Source organism: Paraburkholderia monticola (assembly GCF_001580545.1).
In the GTDB taxonomy this organism is placed as follows: Bacteria; Pseudomonadota; Gammaproteobacteria; order Burkholderiales; family Burkholderiaceae; genus Paraburkholderia; species Paraburkholderia monticola.
The window spans coordinates 1-15,560 of sequence record NZ_LRBG01000009.1; the positions used below are offsets into that span (position 1 = coordinate 1).

A 15,560-nucleotide genomic window follows, 5' to 3' on the forward strand; every position below is an offset into this window, starting at 1 on the left:
CGGTGGGCTGTCGGGCAGCGTCGCGCACGACTTCAACAACCTGCTGATGATCCTGTCGGCCAACGTGCAGATCATGCGACGACGCGGCGTCGGCGGCCTGGAGCGCGAAATGTCGGCGATGGAGCGGGCGTTGAAAAGCGGCCAGTCGCTGACGCGGCAGCTGCTCGGCGTCGCGCGCAAGCAGCCGCTGCGCACCGAGACGCTGTCGCTCGAACGCTGGCTGCCGTCGTGCCGCGAGTTGCTGCGCGCCTCGCTCGGCGCGAAGGTGTCGCTCGTGATCGACAGCGGCCTCGATACCTGGCCGGTGCGCGTGGACGTCGCCGAGCTCGAGCTCGCGCTGATCAACGTCGCCGTCAATGCGCGCGATGCGATGGCCAATGGCGGGCGCTTCACCGTGCGTGCGAGCAACGTCGTGTTCCGCCACGAGGACGGCTTTCCGCTGACCGGCGAGTTCGTGCAACTGTCGCTCGAAGACACCGGCGCCGGGATGGCGCCCGAAGTGCTCGCGCGCGCGTTCGAGCCGCTTTTCACGACCAAGTCCAAAGGCATGGGCACCGGCCTCGGGCTGCCGCAGGTATTCGCGTTCTGTGAGGGCTCGGGCGGGCTTGCGGCGATCGACAGCGCGATCGGCGCGGGCACGTCGGTGCGGCTCTATCTGCCGCGCGCGGCGACCGAGCCGCACACGGCCGGGCCGATCGAAGCGCTCGAGCCCGAAAGCGGCTCGCCGTGCGGTCTGCGCGTGCTGCTCGTCGAGGACAACGAAGAAGTCGCCGCCGGCACCGAGGCGCTGCTGCAGATGATGGGCCACCAGGTCACCTGCGTGTTCAACGCCGACACGGCGCTGCGGGTGCTCGACGACGCCCGCGCGACGCGCGCGAGCACCGGCGAGCCGTTGCCGTTCGATCTGGTGCTGTCGGACATTCACATGCCCGGCAAGATGAACGGCATCGATCTGGCTGAAGCGGTGCTCGGATTCGACACGCGGCTGCCGGTCATTCTCGTCACCGGCTATGCGGAAGAGCTCGACCGAGCGCGGCACGTGAACGTGCGCGTGTTGTCCAAGCCGTTCGATATCGGCCTGCTCGAGAAGCTGCTCGAAACGATCCAGCACGACGTGGCGCAAGCGGGCACCGATGCGGCCACGCATCCAGCCGACACCTGAGGGCGATCGCCTACATCGATCGCACGCCGTCATCCAGGCGTCATTTACCAGACCTTGTAAAAAGCGCGGCGGCCACACGTAGCGCTTTTTTCATTACGAGCCGCGTCATGCGTAGCGCAGCGGGCATCGCGGCCGCCCCTGGGGCTCGGTGCCGCCGCACAGCGGCGCGGGGGCATGAACGTTGCGTGCGTCTGTACGGGAGGCAAACGGCGCGTCTCGCGCCGCCCGTTCCAGCAGAACATGTCGGGAGACGACCATGCAACATACCGTGATTGGTTTATTCGACACCTACATGCAGGCTGAAGTCGCCCGCGACACACTCGTGCAAACCGGTTTCGCGCGCGAGAAGATCGAGTTGCAGGCGAGCGCCGAACCTTCCGTCGGCTCGGCCACCAGCGAAGTCGCCAACGCGGGTGTGCTCGCGAATATCGAGCGCTTTCTCGCCAGCCTGTTCTCGACGGGTCCGCGCGCGGGCGACACCGCGCGCTATGCCGAGGCGATGCGGCGCGGTGCGGTGCTCGTGTGCGTCCACGCGGCGAGCGAATCGCATGCGGAACTCGCGCGCAATACGCTCGTGCGGCTCGGCGCGACCGATATCGGCGACCGCCAGCCTGAGGTGGACACGCTGGCCCCCACCGCGCGCGATCACTCGGTCCTCGACGAACTGGGCATCGGCGCGGTGATGCCGGGTACGCCCCGCACGGCGAGCGTGACGACAGAAGCGGGCGAGAGGCCGGGGATGCGGGACACCACCGCGGCAAGCAGCGGCGCAGCGACTGCCGCGGGCATGGCCGAGTCCACTGGCATCGCCGGCGCGACCGGCGCCACTTCGGCGACCGGTACGAGCTCACCGGAGACGATGCCAGCTCCTGCCACACCGCAATCCGAGACCTTCGCGGACCCGCTCGCTGGTGACCCCGGACGCAGCGCGCTCGCCGCCGGCTCCGTGCCGGGTTCGGGCGCGGTGATGCAGCCGGCGGACATCGTCCCCGAAGGCGGGCAGCCGGGCACCGGTCCCGGCGCACAGATGCCGAACGAATATCTGGAGTACGAAGAAGACTTCCGCACGCACTACGACGAGCAGTACGCGGCCGCGGACGCACGCTACGAAGACTACGTGCCGGCCTATCGGTATGGCACGGAGATCGCACGCGACGCGCGATTCCGCGACCGTCCGTGGGAAGAGATCGAGCCCGAAGCACGCCGCTATTGGGAAACCACGGCGCCGGACAGCACGTGGGAGCGCTTCAAGCTCGCGGTGCGTCACGGCTGGGAGCGGGTGACCGGGCATCACCACGTGTAGGCGATGCGGCCGGTCCGGGCGCGCTCAGCCGCGTGAGGCGAGGTTTCCTTACTCCGCCGCGTGCCGTTTGACCCACGCGACGTAACGGTCCATGAACGTCTGCAGAAACTTGCGCGTGCCGTCGTTGGCGATCTCGCCCTGGTCATTGATGACCGATGGATCGTGCTTGATGAAGACCTCGGGTTGCCCCAGCGTCGGGACGTCGAGATAGGCGAGCACGTTGCGCAGATGCTGCTGCGCGAGCGCCGTGCCGGTCGCGCCGACCGAGGTGCCGATCACCGCGCCGGGCTTGTTGGCCCATGAGTTCGTGCCCCACGGGCGCGAGCCCCAGTCGAGCGCGTTCTTCAGCACGCCCGGCATCGAGCGGTTGTACTCGGGCGTGACGAACAGCAGGCCGTCCGCGGCTTGCACGCGCTCCTTGAGCTTCTTGCCGGCTTCGGGATAGTCGGCGTCGTAGTCCTGGGAGTACAGCGGGAGGGAACCGATATCGATGTATTCGAAGGTGAAATCGGCTGGCGCGAGAGAAATCACCGCCTGAGCCAGATGACGATTGAACGATTCCCGCCGCAGGCTGCCGACGACCACTGCAATGTGATAGGCCATGGTTCGCTTCCTCAGGTAAGGCGCTCGACGCGCCAAGGGTACGGACTGTCCATCATAGGCAAAAGCCGCGCGAAGCACCCAGCCCGTTGACGGATTTGGCGGGGCGATAGCGGATCGGGACAGATTCTTGCGCCCTCTGTCGGTGGATAACCTGGCAAGCCGAAAAGTTATCCACAGAATCGCTGAATAACCTTGTGGATAAGTGAAACTTTTGCCTTGTCAATCAAGCCTGCCTTCGGGACTGGCCGATTTGAGGCAAGCGCTCACAATTGACATTCTGGAGGACCGGATCATGAGTCTCGACTACGCAGGAAAATCGCATGACGAAGCGCTCGCCGCACGCAAGAAAGCGCGGCAACGCGCGCAGGAGCCGGCCGGTGGCGAGATGGCCGTCGACGGCGTCGAAGCCGATGCCACGCATAGTTGCGGCGAGTTGTCGGAGCGGGGCAAACAGGTGTGGCGCACAGGCGCCGGACTCGATGGCGGCGGGAAGACGCCGGATCGGTAGGGATGTGAGGGGTGTCGATCGACTGTGGATAGAAGCGGCTGCCTGACGCAGCTCGACGCTCCCGTCCGCGCTGAATACGAAAAAGGGCGCCGCTACCGGTGCCCTTTCTTTCTTCCTGGCGATGTGTTTCGACGTGCCGATCAGTTGCCGAAAAATACGTTGCAGTACGACGCCGGGCCATTACAGGTCGACTCCGGGGTGGCGGCGTGCGCGACACCCGAAGCCGCTGCGAACAGTGCGGCCGAAGCGATCAGGGCGGAAAAAATGCGTTTCATGGTACGGGTCCTCGTTTGCGTGTGATTGCACGATCTGATGCGATCGATGGCGTGAAGAATAGCGATGCGGCCTGCGCCCACAAACCACGAAGACGAAAAGACATTTTTTTGTAAATTGAAATAATCGCGATTGCCTGATCGCGTTGGTTCGGCGCTCCAGCGGGACACCCTGATGGGTCAATGCCTGGATTCCCAGGCTTGCGCGCTCCCGGGCTCGCAATTTCATTTTTCGCAATAGTTAACTTCCGTTGTCATAAGCCGTCGCGCCGCGCGACCAAGCTCATCGGGTCAACGATTTCAATGGGAATATGTTCAATACCGATTCGCTTGGGCACGAACGTGAGGGAGAATGGCGCACCCATCCGCAGACCGTGCGAGGACGACCTTCCGCTCATGAATCACGACGTTTCAGGGCCGCACGCGCAGCGTGGCGGCCGGCCGACAGCGCAGCGCCGGAGCACCCCGTGACGCAGCCAGGCGGCCCCTCGCTCGACGACCCCATCTATCTCGCGCAATTGCGGCGCGACCTCGTGCGTTTCGCGCGTCTGCAATTGCGCGATGCCGCAGCCGCCGAGGACGCCGTGCAGGAAGCGCTGACCGCCGCATGGACTCAGGCCGCGCGCTTCGCCGCGCAGTCGGAGCACAAGACCTGGGTGTTCGGCATCCTGCGCCACAAGCTCGTCGACACGCTGCGCGCGCGTCAGCGCACCGTCAATCTGTCGGCGCTCGAGGCCGAACTCGACGGCGAGGCGCTGCTCGATCGGGAGCTCTTCAAGGACAACGGACACTGGTCGCGCGACACCAAGCCGCGTCCGTGGCCGACACCCGAAACCGCCTTGCGTCAGCAGCAGTTCTGGACGTTGTTCGAGATGTGCCTGGAGCATTTGCCCGAGCACATCGGACGCGTGTTCATGATGCGTGAGTTTCTCGATCTCGACATCGCGGCGATCTGCACCGAACTGCAGATCAACGCGAATCACTGCAGCGTGCTGATCTATCGCGCGCGGCTGCGGCTGCGCACGTGCCTGAGCGAAAAAGGCCTATCCAGCGAGGATGCGAATGGGGAAGTGTAAGGACATCACGCGGCTGCTATCCGATGCGCTCGACCGCTCGCTGTCGACCGGCGAGTGGGTTGCGATCAGGCTGCATCTGCCGACTTGCAGCGGATGCAGGAACTATCGCAAGCAGATCCGGTTGCTGCGGGTCGCGGCGCAGGTGGCGAGTGGCGCGGCGAGCGTGGATGGAGCGGCGAGCCGCGACGAGTGAGGCGTCGGGGACGCAGCACCCCACTGAGCGTTGCCTTGCCGCGCCGCTCAGCGCTCGCTCGGCGGCACGTCCCGATAGCGTTCGAAAAAGCGTGCGTGCGATGCTTCATCGATGGCCACAGGATGCGCGTCGGCCCGCGCCGGATGTTTGGCGAGTTGGGCTCGCGTGCGAATCGGCCGATGCGCGAAATTGCCACCGCAATTCGGACACACGTTACGCAGCCTGGTCAGCGCACAGACCTCGCAGAACGTGCATTCGTACGTGCAAATCATCGCGTCGGTTGCGTTCGGCGGAAGTGACTTGCCGCAGCCCTCGCAGGTGGGTCGCAATTCGAGCATGGCAGGGCTCCTGTTGCCGGTCGCGAGGGCGTCGCCGGCGGTTTCTCGGGTACGTTACAGTGTGTCTGCCGCGCCGTCGTCAGGTCAACGCGCTCCACAGCACGAGCGTCAACGCGAGGCCAACGACCGACACGATCGTCTGCAAGACCGACCACACCAGCACAGTCTGTTTAAGCTGGAGTCCGAAGTATTCGCGGACCATCCAGAATCCGGCGTCGTTCACGTGGCAGAAGAACACCGAGCCGGCGCCGATCGCGAGCGCCATCAGCGAATTATGCGTCGTGCTGAGGCCCGCGACGACCGGCGCGACGATGCCGGCCGTCGTCGTCGTGGCGACCGTCGCTGAGCCGGTGGCCTGGCGCAGCGCGACGGCGATCAACCATGCGAGCAGAATCAGCGGCATGGGCGCGCCGACCGCGATCTTGCCGATCGTCGTGCTGATACCCGCCACGACCAGCGCCTGCTTCAGGCCGCCGCCCGCGCCGATCGTCAGTAGTAGCGCGGCGATCGGCGGCAGGCTCTTGCGCAGAATGCCGCCGACGCGATCGCGCGCCATGCCGCGCGACCAGCCGAGGGCGACCACTGCGAACAGCACGGTGAGGCCGAGCGCGATCAACGGCTCGCCAAGAAAATTGAGCGTATCGAAGATGAACGTTTCGGGCCGAAGCAGCAGCTTCGCGACCGTGCGGCCGAGCATCAGCACGACGGGCAGCAAAATCGTGATCAGCGAGATCGCGAAGCCCGGCGGTTCGATGCCGCTCTCGTGAGCGGTGAACAGCTTGCCCATTTCTTCGGGCTCGGCGACGTGCATCCGCTTCGACAGCCAGATGCCATACAGCGGACCGGCGAGGATCACCGCCGGAAGCGCGACGATCAGGCCGAGACCGAGCGTCAAACCGAGATCGGCGTGCAACGCGCTCACCGCGATCAGCGGGCCCGGATGCGGCGGCAGCAAAGCATGCAGCGTCGTCATGCCGGCGAGGGCGGGAATCGCGATGCGCAGAATCGGTTGCTGCGAGCGACGCGCCATCACGAAGATGATCGGCACCATCATCACGAGGCCGACTTCGAAGAACAGTGGCAGGCCGATCAGCAGCGCGACGACGGCCATCAGCCATGGCAGCGTGCGCGGGGTCGAGTGCCCGAGGATCGTCGATACGAGCCGGTCGGCGGCGCCCGATTCGGCCATCAACGCACCGAGCATCGCGCCCAGCGCAATGATGATGCCGACGTCGCCGAGCAACGCGCCGGCACCTTTGCTGAACGCGCTCGCGACCGCTTCGAGCGGGAGCCCGGCGGCGAAGCCCGCCGCGAACGTGCCGACCAGAATCGACAGGAACGGCGCGAGCTTCAGCACGCCGATGAAGATGATGATCAGTGCGAGCCCAAGCGCGCACGACAGGATCAGTTGGGTGTCGTGGGCGGCCCAGGGTGTCAGTGTTGTCGTAACAGGCACGGTGGCTTTTTTCCTCTCTTGATTTTCAGTCGGTCGCGGCAGCCGCGAGTGGGTTGTCGCGAGTGCCGTTTTGCTGGTGGATTGTAGCGGGAGGGGATGTGGGGCGTTTGGCAATGCTTCGCTACTGGAGCCTGATTTGCTTATGCGAATTTATCGGTTCGTCCAGGCCGGCAGACGAATTATCGTCGGAGCCAATCGGACCATCTTCTGGCGTCCGTCATTTTCTTTTTCGACGAGTATTCTCATGTCCCGTGATCCGCTGCTGACGCGCCGAACGTTTCTTGCCGGCGTAGGCGCAACGCTGGCCGCTGCCGCGTTGCCGGTGTTATCCACCGCCGCATTCGCCGCCGATGAACATGCGAAAGAACTTCGCATCGGATATCAGAAGGCTGCCAGCACCCTGGTATTGCTGAAGGCGCACGGCACGCTTGAGAAGCGGCTCGCGCCGCTCGGCATCGCGGTCAAATGGACCGAGTTTCCGGCTGGGCCGCAATTGCTGGAAGGGCTGAACGTCGGTGCGATCGACTTCGGCTATGTCGGCGAAGCGCCGCCGGTGTTCGCGCAGGCCGCGGGCGCCAATTTCGTCTATACCGCCTACGAGATTCCGACGCCGCACGCTGAAGGCATCCTCGTGCATCCGGATGCGCCGATCAGAACGTTGGCCGATCTGAAGGGAAAGAAGATCGCGCTGAACAAAGGCTCGGATGTGCACTGGTTTCTCGTCGCCGCATTGCAGAAGAACGGCGTGAAGTTCAACGAGATTCAACCGGTGTATCTGCCGCCCGCTGACGCGCGCGCGGCCTTCGAGCGCGGCGCGGTCGATGCCTGGGCGATCTGGGATCCGTTCCTCGAAGCCGCTAAACGGCAAACGAACGCGCGGCTGCTCGCCGATGCCGACGGTATCGTGAGTCACCACCAGTTCTTTCTGAGCGCGCGGCCATTCGCGCAACAGAACGGCGAAGTCCTTGCAATCGTCCTCGATGAAGTCGGCAAGGAAGGGGAGTGGGTACGCGGCCACTACAGCGAGGCCGCCGCACAACTCGCGCCGATTCAAGGGCTCGACGCGAGCGTGATCGAATCAGGCTTGCGCCACTACGCGCATATCTACAAGCCCGTCGACGCGAATGTGCTTGCGGAGCAACAGCGCATCGCGGATACGTTCGCCGAACTGCACCTGATCCCGACGAAGATCGTCACCAGGGATGCCGCGCTGTCGGGCAAGGCCTAGCGCGGCGTTTTACTTCGACAGTTGCTCGCTCACGCAAAGAGCGCGGCGACGTTTTCCGGCGGGCGACCGATGACCGCACGCCCATTTCTGACGACGATCGGACGTTGCACCAGTATCGGGTGCTTCGCCAATGCGTCGTAGAGTTGGGCGTCCGTCAGCGTCGGATCTGCGAGATTCAGTTCTTCATATTCGGCTTCGGTGTCGCGGATCATTTCGCGGACGGGACAGCCCAGTTGAGCGTTGAGCTTCTTCAGCTCGGCGACGCCCAAAGGCTTCTTCAGATACTCGACGATTTCCGTCGCCTCGTTTGCGGCGTTGTAGGTGTTCGCGACGAGTTCACAGGCGGCGCGTGATTTGGAGCAGCGCGGGTTGTGGTAGATGGTGATCATGGCTGGTTTTGGGGCTTGCGTCGTTGAGGGTTGCTGGGGCGGTCAGAAGGGTGGGGGAATTTTAGCGGGTGACGTGGTTGCGTGGCGTTGGGCGACGGACGATGCGGCTGGCTCGTTGTTTGTACGATCGGTAGGGCGTGCCGGTTTATGCGCATAAACCGACGCCTCTTTCGAGGCGGAACGGCACGTCGCTTAGCTCGACCCGGCGCGGCATTCTTGCGGCGCTCGCAATTCGATTGCTCCTGGGCGATGTGAACCGTCTGTGTCTGCGGGCGACGTGTCGGCGGCGCGTTCGCCTTTGCCGATTGCTATGAGGACGAGGTGAGCGTGCACGTGAGGAATGCACTCTCCGTGCAGATCACCACGTGGACTTTATGCGCATAAAGTCCGCCCCTCGATTCCTCGGACCTGCCTCCTCTCTTCCGCGACGGAATAGCTCGACCGAGGACGCTCAGCAGTTGCTTCTGTCGTCACACGCAGTACATGAAGCACCAGCCATCTCCCTGCGCTGTCGACTCCACGAAAACAGCTGCGCTAAAGCCGCCTCTCACGCTTCCTCGCGAATCGCTCAAACCATCACCCCACCCCTTACGCCTCTTTATGCGCATAAACCCTCTGCCGAATGGCCTATTTCCGAATTTCGCTTACATAAATCATTTGAAATAGCAATTCAACCAGGTAAAATCCATTTGCGTCTAAAAAGAGGAGGTGAAATTTGGCGGCAGAAATCATCGCGGTAACACAGCAGAAAGGCGGGGTCGGGAAGAGCACCATCGCGATGCATCTCGGCGCTGCATTTCACGAGAAAGGCAAACGCGTTCTCGTCGTCGACGCGGATGGCCAAAACACCCTGATTCATTGGGCCAGCGCTGCCTCCGACGGCGACAGCGGCATTCCCTTCGCGGTCGTCAACCTGTCCGAGGCAGGTAGCCAGATCCATCGCGAGATCAAGAAGTTCGTGGCTGACTACGACATCATCGTCGTCGACTGTCCGCCCTCCATCACCGAAAAAGTCTCCGGCGTCGTTCTGCTCGCAGCGAGCGTCGCCGTGATTCCCACGTCGTCTTCCCCCGCCGATTACTGGTCGAGCATCGGCCTCGTCAAGCTGGTCCAGCAAGCTCAGGTCATGAACGAAGACCTGCGCGCGGTGTTCCTGCTCAACAAGACCGAGGAGAAACGGATGCTGACGCGCGAGCTCAAGCGCGCGCTGGAGGAACTCGGCTTCCCTCTGCTGAAAACCCAGATTCCCACGCGCGAGGCCTACAAGCAGGCCATGGCGTTAGGGCAAACAGTGCTCCAGATGAACGACCGCGGCGCAAAGCTCGCCGCGCTCGAAGTACGGGCGTGCGCCAACGAGATCGCCGCCTTGCTCCCGTGAATTTATGCGCATAAAGGACCCTGAATGAAACCGTCCCAGTTCGCCAAAGGCTTTCAAGCACGTCCTGACACGACCAGCAGCGAAAAGCGCACCGCCCTCGACCGTCTGAATGCGATCGACGGTCTGGTTAGAAACGAACCGAAAACGCCGACGACAGTCGGGCGTCCGATCCCGGCCGTCATACCGTCGAGTTTGCAGGACGCCGAGATGCCGGATCCGGCCAACGAATCGGCGGCCTACCGCGCGTGGCGACTCGAACACGGTTATCGTCCGGGCCAGGTCATCGAGCTGGCGCTGAAAACGATCAAGCCGAGCCCGTTCAATCCACGGTACTTCTATGTGAAGTCGTCGATTGCGGAGCTCGCCGTCAATCTCGCGAAGCAAGGGCAGCAGCAGGCGATTCACGTCATTCCCGACTACGACAACCCCGGCACCTACTTCGTCAGTGATGGCGGCCGACGCGTGCGTGCGTTGAAAGAAGCGAACAAGGAGTCGGTGAAAGCGATCGTCATCGATCTGCCGATCGGCATCCAGAGCTACAAGCTCGGCTACGACCTCAACGTGCAGCGCGACTCGCAGACGGTATTCGACAACGCGGTCGTCTGGCGACGCTTTCTCGACGAGCGGCATTTCCAGAGTCAGAAGGAACTGGCCGAACATCTCGGACTCGACGAATCGACGATCGCGGTCGCGCTGTCGATTGCCAAGCTGCCTGAACCGGTGATGCAGGAGATGGTCGCGCGCCCGGACCGCTTCGGCTCGAACATGGCATATCAGGTTGGCCGCTACCACTCGGCCCGCGGCGCGGACGCGACGTTGCGGCTGATCAACCGGATCCTTTCCGACGATCTGAGCACGCGCCAGGTCGCCGACATCGTGAAAGGCCGGGCGACCGCGCAGGAAAGCGCAAAACCAGCGGGCCGGCAGCGCTACGCGCAACGTCTGGAAATCAAGCTTGGCGGCGTGTCGGTGGGCGACCTGAAGTCGTACGGGGAGGACCGGCTCGAGTTGCGACTGAAAGGTCTCACGCGCGAAAAGCGCGACGAGATCCTGCTGCAGATTGAGAAGATGCTGAAGTAAGACAAGAGCGGCGGTGCGCGTGCACTGCCGCTCTGATTTGAAAGGCCGTTATCGATCGATCAGGCCGCGCGCGACTGATTCAGCGTAAAGGAGAGCAGATCGCCGTCGGTCGGCTCGCCCCAGGTCCTACGCGCGAGCCAGTCGAAGAAAGCTGTCTCGACGATCTTCGAGTCGAGCCCGCGACGTCGCCAGTCGTCGCGCATGTGCGTGCCGAGCCCCGGCAATTCCTCTTCCTCGAACGACTGCCGCGCGATATCGCGCTCCGACTCGCCCTGTTCGTTGTACAGCTCGTAGGCCTGCTTGCGACGGTAAGCCGAATATTCGCCGAGCAGGCGCGCCTTCAGATCGTCGGCTGGCGCCCCCACGGCCTTGCTCGCGCCGCCACCCGATGGCAGCGCCTCGACCGGCGGCGCATAGCCCTTCTTCAACGCATCCTTGAACAACGCCGGCGCGCTGCGCACCGGCGGCAGCGACGTGCTGCGCATACGCTGCTCGGTCATCTGCAGAGCGGCGCGGATCCGGTTCTCCTCGCTGTCGGCGTAAAGCGTCTGCGCTTCCTTGAGCGGAATGCCGATCTTCACCATCCGGTCGACGAGCGTGCTGTCGAACACGTTCGGATGTTCGTCGAGCGCGAGCATCGGCTGCTTGCGCTCAGTCACGCGGAACTGGATTTCGGCGACGCGCCGACCCTCGCGATGCTCGATCAGCTCGACAAAGATATTCGTGACCGCGTTGACCTCGGCGATGGCCGGGCGCAGGTAATCGCGCTTGAAATACTTGTACTCGCGCTTCGCTTCGTCGCCGGCTTCGGTATCGGGCGTGCCTGACAGAATCGGGCGCCACCATTCCCAGGTCTCGCGCATCGTCAGATGGCTCGGGTTGGTCAGATAGCGCACGCAGATCTCGTAGAGCGCGAGGCCCGCGCTGCTGCGCAACTGGCTCTGGAACTGCAGACTCAGCCGCGCATACTGGACCGGATCGAGCAGCTTCTTCTTGATCTTCGGTGCAAATGAAAACTCGACCCAGACGCGCCGCGTGGTCGGATCTTCGAGAATTTCCGCGTCCGCGATCAGCGTCGAAATACCCCATTTGCGGCCGGGCTTCTGACTCGACGTGCCGCTGCTCCACTCGACCTGCACCGACACCATGCGGCGCAGGTGCTCCTTGACGAGCGCGGTGTCATTGGAATCGAACGCGGAATTGGCGACGATGTCGGACAGGAGCGCGCGATACGTGTCACCCGACTCGTCCGCCTGCTGGGCCACCGCGAGCAACACGTTGAAAAGCTTGCGCGTAAGCAGCGTGATCTTGCCGCTCTTGGGCTGGATCGCGATCGCCTCGACGGCTTTGCGCAGCTCAGCCGAGCTCTGGCTGACAACATCGGTCTTTTTCGCGCGCTTCGTGGCCATGCGTCGGGGTGAGGAGGGGGATTTCGCGAGAGCATACCGGCTGTGGTGATACGCGTCTATAGCGCCCATCTCACCGTTGCCGGTGAAGCGAGTTTACGAAGCGCGACTCACCGCGAGCGACTCCCGAAAAGTCTCACCTCCCCTCGCTGCAACCAGGTTCGGGCTCTCCTTGTCGGTCGCGGCATTTGCGAATCCAGCGAATTTCGTGGCACTCGGCAACCGGGAGCATTCGATCCCGAATCTTCTCACCTTAAAATTTTTCACGGATTTTTCGAGACCTTGAGTAAACGGAGCGGGCCCTGTGGCGGGTGTCGGCCTCGTCGTACGGCCAGGAGAGCGACTTGTCAGTTACCGCATGATGCCGGCGACGCAAAATCCGGCTCAATAAAGGGAATGCCTGCATGGTCTTGCCGAAGCGCGCTACCAGGCGCCCGCATTTCGGCACGGGCGGGTCGTTCCGAAGCCGCAAAATTCGACTTCGCACCCGATCCGGAGCCACTGCCAAGGGGAGATCGAGCTACATGCAAATCCGCACCGCTTCGATGCCCCCCGAAAAAGCTCACCGTAACATCGTTGAACGGCGCAACACGACACGCTCTCATCCCGCGCCAATACCGCACCGGGCCGACGACACCTCCTGAAAAGCCTCACCTTTGAGCTTTCCGAAGGATTCAGCGCATCACGCCCAAGAACTCCTGAAAACCCTCACCTTTACAATCGCCAACACAAAAACTCCATACTTTCAATGACTTGCGATAATCCCCGCTAGTCCGCACCTGACGGGTGCCCCCGTAAAACCTCACCTCAAGCCTGTTTTTCGCACCGCAGCACATTTCGTTTCCCATCTCGCGCTTCCCGAAAAGCCTCACCTTTGCAATCCGAAGCTGGGTATACAGCCATACGCAAACCGCGATCAGCCGGGCATTTCCAGCCCAAAGCCCTCCTTCTCATCCCGAATTTCCTCACCTTAGCGTTCAAAACGCCTTCCCATGCTTCCCGAAAAGCCTCACCTTTGAGGGAATCGCTGGAAAAACCCGGTGGCCGATCCGCCGTATACGTCAGATTCCCGAATCCCCTCACCTTTCCAATCGCCAGCGGTTCCAGCCTGCCAGCCTTCCCGACGATCGATGCATCGCAATCCACCTACGCTCCCGTAAAACCTCACCTCAACGCCGTGATTGCTCAAAAAGCAGGCGAAATGGTCGCCCTCACCCCGCAAAACCTCACCTTCGTTTCGCGTTTTCTCCCGTGTCGGCTCACCAAAGCGGTTTACCACCCCAAAAAACCACCGAAAACCCACGCTCTCGCCCCTCCCGAAAGCGCTCACCTTAGTACTGGCCGGACCGACAAGGCACTTTCGCGAGCGCTCGGGCACTTCGCGGCTTCGAAGTCCCGCAAAACCTCACCTTTGCCCAAACCCCACGTATACGGCGTTTCCTGAACCCGCTCACGTTCCGTCCCGGACCTCCTCACCGAGCTCCCCGAACACCATCACTCGAGTTTCCCGCAGACTCTCACCAAGGCTCCCGCAAAGCTTCACCTTGTCGGCCTGAAACCCCCGTCAGATAAGGGTTTGCCGGAGCGTTAACGTCTTTAACAAGGGTTCAAAGGTGTTTACTTTTATTACTCTCAAGCCTTTTACCCCCGCGAGCCCGTGACACACGGTCTCCTACCACCAATCGCCATAGGATCTTCTCCCGTGAAACAGTGCGCGATCATGAGGAAATCAGGCAAAGCGCTTCTAATACAATGGCTTATCAGCTATTCTTCGTTTTGTTTCACGGAAAAAAGCCAGACACGCATGTTTACAGCCCCAAGTCGCCCATCAAAGCCCGTCTGCATACGCCAATTCGCTCGTCACTCATGAGTTAGTAGCAAACACTACGTAAATTGTTATGATTTATCCAATTCGAGCGACATCGAGGTAAACATGAATCTGGATCAGGAGCGCCAAGCCATCCGCGATGAGCTTGAAACGATGCGCGCACAAGGTATACGCCGGCAGGATCTGTCGCTCCATGCCTGCAAGCGGCTCTTTTTCGATCTTGGCATCCGGCCCTCGATGGCGGCCGTACGCGATCTCACCCAAACCGGTAGCGCGAGCGACATCCCGAAAGACATCGATCATTTCTGGGAACGTATACGCAACGTGTTGCGGGTCAAGGTGGGAGCTGGTGCGATTCCAAAGGCACTCGAAGATCGCGCCGGCGAACTGCTAGGCGCGCTATTCGAAGAAGCGGTCGTCGAGGCCAAGGCGGCGCTCGAGGGCGAACGCGAAGAGATCCGCGCACAGATCAGCGCCGCCGAACTGCGCGTACGCGACGCGGAAATTCGCCGCGACGCAGCCGACGACGCCATCAGGCGCAGCGAGGCGCGCGCCGAAGCCGCGTGGGAGCGGGTTCGCGCACTCGAAACCCAGCTATCCAGCGCGACCACGCATGGCAGTGTTCACCTCGAAGGCCTGCAGGCAACCACGCGCCGGCTCGACCAGGAAAATGAAACGCTGCGCCAACGGCTCGAAAACGAGCAGAGCGCCAATGCGGCGCTGCGCGACCGGATCGACGCGTTGCACGTCGAATTGCGGCAAAGCACCGAGCACTATGCACAACAGATCAAGGATGCGGTCGCCGAAGCGGAGCGGCGCGTCAAGCCGATGCTGGTCGAGCTCGATTCGCTGCGTAGCATGGCCGCCACGTACCAGTCCGGTGTCCGTGATGCAAGCCGCAAGGAATTCGAGTTCATTCAGCAGATTGCCGCCGCCAAGGCGCGCGCGGACCGCCTCGACGCGCAAGTGCGCGAGCAGTCGGACGAAGTCGATGCGCTGACGAAAGAAGTCGTCACGCTGCGTGGCCAGCAAGGTATCGATCCGGCCATCGCCGTGCTGCTGTGCTCGCTGGTTAGCGAGGGACGGCTCACGAGCGAAGAGCTGGGCATGATCGGCACCGCGGCCGACGGCCACGTGACGCTGCCCGCGCGATGCCCGAAATGCGAGGAAGGTGAGCCGGAGCTGTCGCAGGTCGATCACCGCTTCGAACTGCTGTGCCCGGAATGCGAGCACTCGTCGGGCCTCGGCGAATCGCGGCTTGCGGCCGTGAGCCAGTTTCTGTCGAACGATTCGAGCACCGCGCCGTCCTCCCGTTCCGTCGACGCGGTGCGCTAACGGCG

15 protein-coding genes are annotated in these 15,560 nt (G+C 62.7%); 9 read left to right on the forward strand and 6 right to left on the reverse strand.

Annotated elements, in window-relative coordinates; all coding sequences use genetic code 11:
- A partial coding sequence (locus tag CI15_RS11965; RefSeq protein WP_153041101.1) for an ATP-binding protein occupies positions 1-1,162 on the forward strand: 1,162 nt, incomplete at its 5' end.
- A 256-nt stretch (positions 1,163-1,418) separates the two neighbouring features.
- The gene (locus tag CI15_RS11970) at positions 1,419-2,465 is read left to right on the forward strand and encodes a hypothetical protein (protein WP_062127985.1); all 1,047 of its coding nucleotides are present in this window, start codon (positions 1,419-1,421) and stop codon (positions 2,463-2,465) included.
- 48 nt (positions 2,466-2,513) lie between these two features.
- On the opposite strand, the gene CI15_RS11975 is transcribed toward CI15_RS11970, so the two are convergent.
- Positions 2,514-3,068 carry an NADPH-dependent FMN reductase gene (locus CI15_RS11975; RefSeq protein WP_062127987.1) on the reverse strand — a complete coding sequence of 185 codons (555 nt, stop codon included), beginning with the start codon at positions 3,066-3,068 and terminating at the stop codon, positions 2,514-2,516.
- Positions 3,069-3,360: 292 nt separating this feature from the next.
- Here CI15_RS11975 and CI15_RS11980 point away from each other — a divergent pair, with 292 nt between their 5' ends.
- A complete protein-coding gene (locus CI15_RS11980; protein WP_062127989.1) occupies positions 3,361-3,576 on the forward strand; it encodes a hypothetical protein in 216 nt (71 codons plus the stop codon).
- Positions 3,577-3,716: 140 nt separating this feature from the next.
- Here CI15_RS11980 and CI15_RS38035 read toward each other — a convergent pair whose 3' ends face one another.
- Positions 3,717-3,851 carry a hypothetical protein gene (locus CI15_RS38035; RefSeq protein WP_277621033.1) on the reverse strand — a complete coding sequence of 45 codons (135 nt, stop codon included), beginning with the start codon at positions 3,849-3,851 and terminating at the stop codon, positions 3,717-3,719.
- Positions 3,852-4,315: 464 nt separating this feature from the next.
- On the opposite strand from CI15_RS38035, the gene CI15_RS11985 reads away from it, so the two are divergent.
- Together CI15_RS11985 and CI15_RS11990 are read left to right on the forward strand one after the other, a co-directional pair.
- Entirely contained in the window at positions 4,316-4,924 is a 609-nt protein-coding gene (locus tag CI15_RS11985; protein ID WP_062127992.1) for an RNA polymerase factor sigma-70, read from the forward strand.
- Positions 4,911-5,117, forward strand: a complete 207-nt coding sequence (locus CI15_RS11990) for a zf-HC2 domain-containing protein (protein WP_062127994.1) — start codon at positions 4,911-4,913, stop codon at positions 5,115-5,117. Before CI15_RS11985 ends, CI15_RS11990 begins: the two co-directional genes overlap by 14 nt.
- 47 nt (positions 5,118-5,164) lie before the next feature.
- On the opposite strand, the gene CI15_RS11995 is transcribed toward CI15_RS11990, so the two are convergent.
- Together CI15_RS11995 and CI15_RS12000 are read right to left on the reverse strand one after the other, a co-directional pair.
- Positions 5,165-5,455: a DUF1272 domain-containing protein gene (locus CI15_RS11995; RefSeq protein ID WP_062127996.1), complete on the reverse strand. Its 291-nt coding sequence runs from the start codon at positions 5,453-5,455 to the stop codon at positions 5,165-5,167.
- Positions 5,456-5,534: 79 nt separating this feature from the next.
- Positions 5,535-6,911, reverse strand: coding sequence for a GntT/GntP/DsdX family permease (locus CI15_RS12000; RefSeq protein ID WP_062127998.1), 1,377 nt, complete (start codon positions 6,909-6,911; stop codon positions 5,535-5,537).
- A gap of 244 nt (positions 6,912-7,155) precedes the next feature.
- On the opposite strand from CI15_RS12000, the gene CI15_RS12005 reads away from it, so the two are divergent.
- The gene (locus CI15_RS12005) at positions 7,156-8,139 is read left to right on the forward strand and encodes a sulfonate ABC transporter substrate-binding protein (protein ID WP_062128000.1); all 984 of its coding nucleotides are present in this window, start codon (positions 7,156-7,158) and stop codon (positions 8,137-8,139) included.
- A 29-nt stretch (positions 8,140-8,168) separates the two neighbouring features.
- On the opposite strand, the gene arsC is transcribed toward CI15_RS12005, so the two are convergent.
- A complete protein-coding gene (gene arsC / locus CI15_RS12010; RefSeq protein WP_062128002.1) occupies positions 8,169-8,528 on the reverse strand; it encodes an arsenate reductase (glutaredoxin) in 360 nt (119 codons plus the stop codon).
- A gap of 715 nt (positions 8,529-9,243) precedes the next feature.
- Between arsC and parA the strand changes: the two genes are divergently transcribed.
- Both parA and CI15_RS12020 read left to right on the forward strand, forming a co-directional pair.
- Entirely contained in the window at positions 9,244-9,906 is a 663-nt protein-coding gene (gene parA / locus CI15_RS12015; protein WP_062128004.1) for a ParA family partition ATPase, read from the forward strand.
- Positions 9,907-9,930: 24 nt separating this feature from the next.
- A complete protein-coding gene (locus CI15_RS12020) occupies positions 9,931-10,986 on the forward strand; it encodes a ParB/RepB/Spo0J family partition protein (protein WP_062128006.1) in 1,056 nt (351 codons plus the stop codon).
- Between the two features lie 59 nt (positions 10,987-11,045).
- Here the strand turns inward: CI15_RS12020 and CI15_RS12025 are convergent, their stop codons facing one another.
- A complete protein-coding gene (locus tag CI15_RS12025) occupies positions 11,046-12,395 on the reverse strand; it encodes a replication initiation protein (protein ID WP_062128008.1) in 1,350 nt (449 codons plus the stop codon).
- Positions 12,396-14,325: 1,930 nt separating this feature from the next.
- Between CI15_RS12025 and CI15_RS12030 the strand changes: the two genes are divergently transcribed.
- Complete coding sequence (locus tag CI15_RS12030; RefSeq protein WP_062128010.1) at positions 14,326-15,555, forward strand: DNA-binding protein; 1,230 nt, start codon at positions 14,326-14,328, stop codon at positions 15,553-15,555.
- Positions 15,556-15,560 lie beyond the last annotated feature (5 nt).

Bases quoted from the DNA above. Each gene is read 5' to 3' on its own strand.
- CI15_RS11990 (WP_062127994.1), top strand. From the start codon at position 4,911: ATGGGGAAGTGTAAGGACATCACGCGGCTGCTATCCGATGCGCTCGAC.
- CI15_RS38035 (WP_277621033.1), bottom strand. From the start codon at position 3,851: ATGAAACGCATTTTTTCCGCCCTGATCGCTTCGGCCGCACTGTTCGCA.
- CI15_RS12025 (WP_062128008.1), bottom strand. From the start codon at position 12,395: ATGGCCACGAAGCGCGCGAAAAAGACCGATGTTGTCAGCCAGAGCTCG.
- CI15_RS11975 (WP_062127987.1), bottom strand. From the start codon at position 3,068: ATGGCCTATCACATTGCAGTGGTCGTCGGCAGCCTGCGGCGGGAATCG.
- CI15_RS11980 (WP_062127989.1), top strand. From the start codon at position 3,361: ATGAGTCTCGACTACGCAGGAAAATCGCATGACGAAGCGCTCGCCGCA.
- CI15_RS11970 (WP_062127985.1), top strand. From the start codon at position 1,419: ATGCAACATACCGTGATTGGTTTATTCGACACCTACATGCAGGCTGAA.
- CI15_RS12030 (WP_062128010.1), top strand. From the start codon at position 14,326: ATGAATCTGGATCAGGAGCGCCAAGCCATCCGCGATGAGCTTGAAACG.
- arsC (WP_062128002.1), bottom strand. From the start codon at position 8,528: ATGATCACCATCTACCACAACCCGCGCTGCTCCAAATCACGCGCCGCC.
- CI15_RS11995 (WP_062127996.1), bottom strand. From the start codon at position 5,455: ATGCTCGAATTGCGACCCACCTGCGAGGGCTGCGGCAAGTCACTTCCG.
- CI15_RS12020 (WP_062128006.1), top strand. From the start codon at position 9,931: ATGAAACCGTCCCAGTTCGCCAAAGGCTTTCAAGCACGTCCTGACACG.
- CI15_RS12005 (WP_062128000.1), top strand. From the start codon at position 7,156: ATGTCCCGTGATCCGCTGCTGACGCGCCGAACGTTTCTTGCCGGCGTA.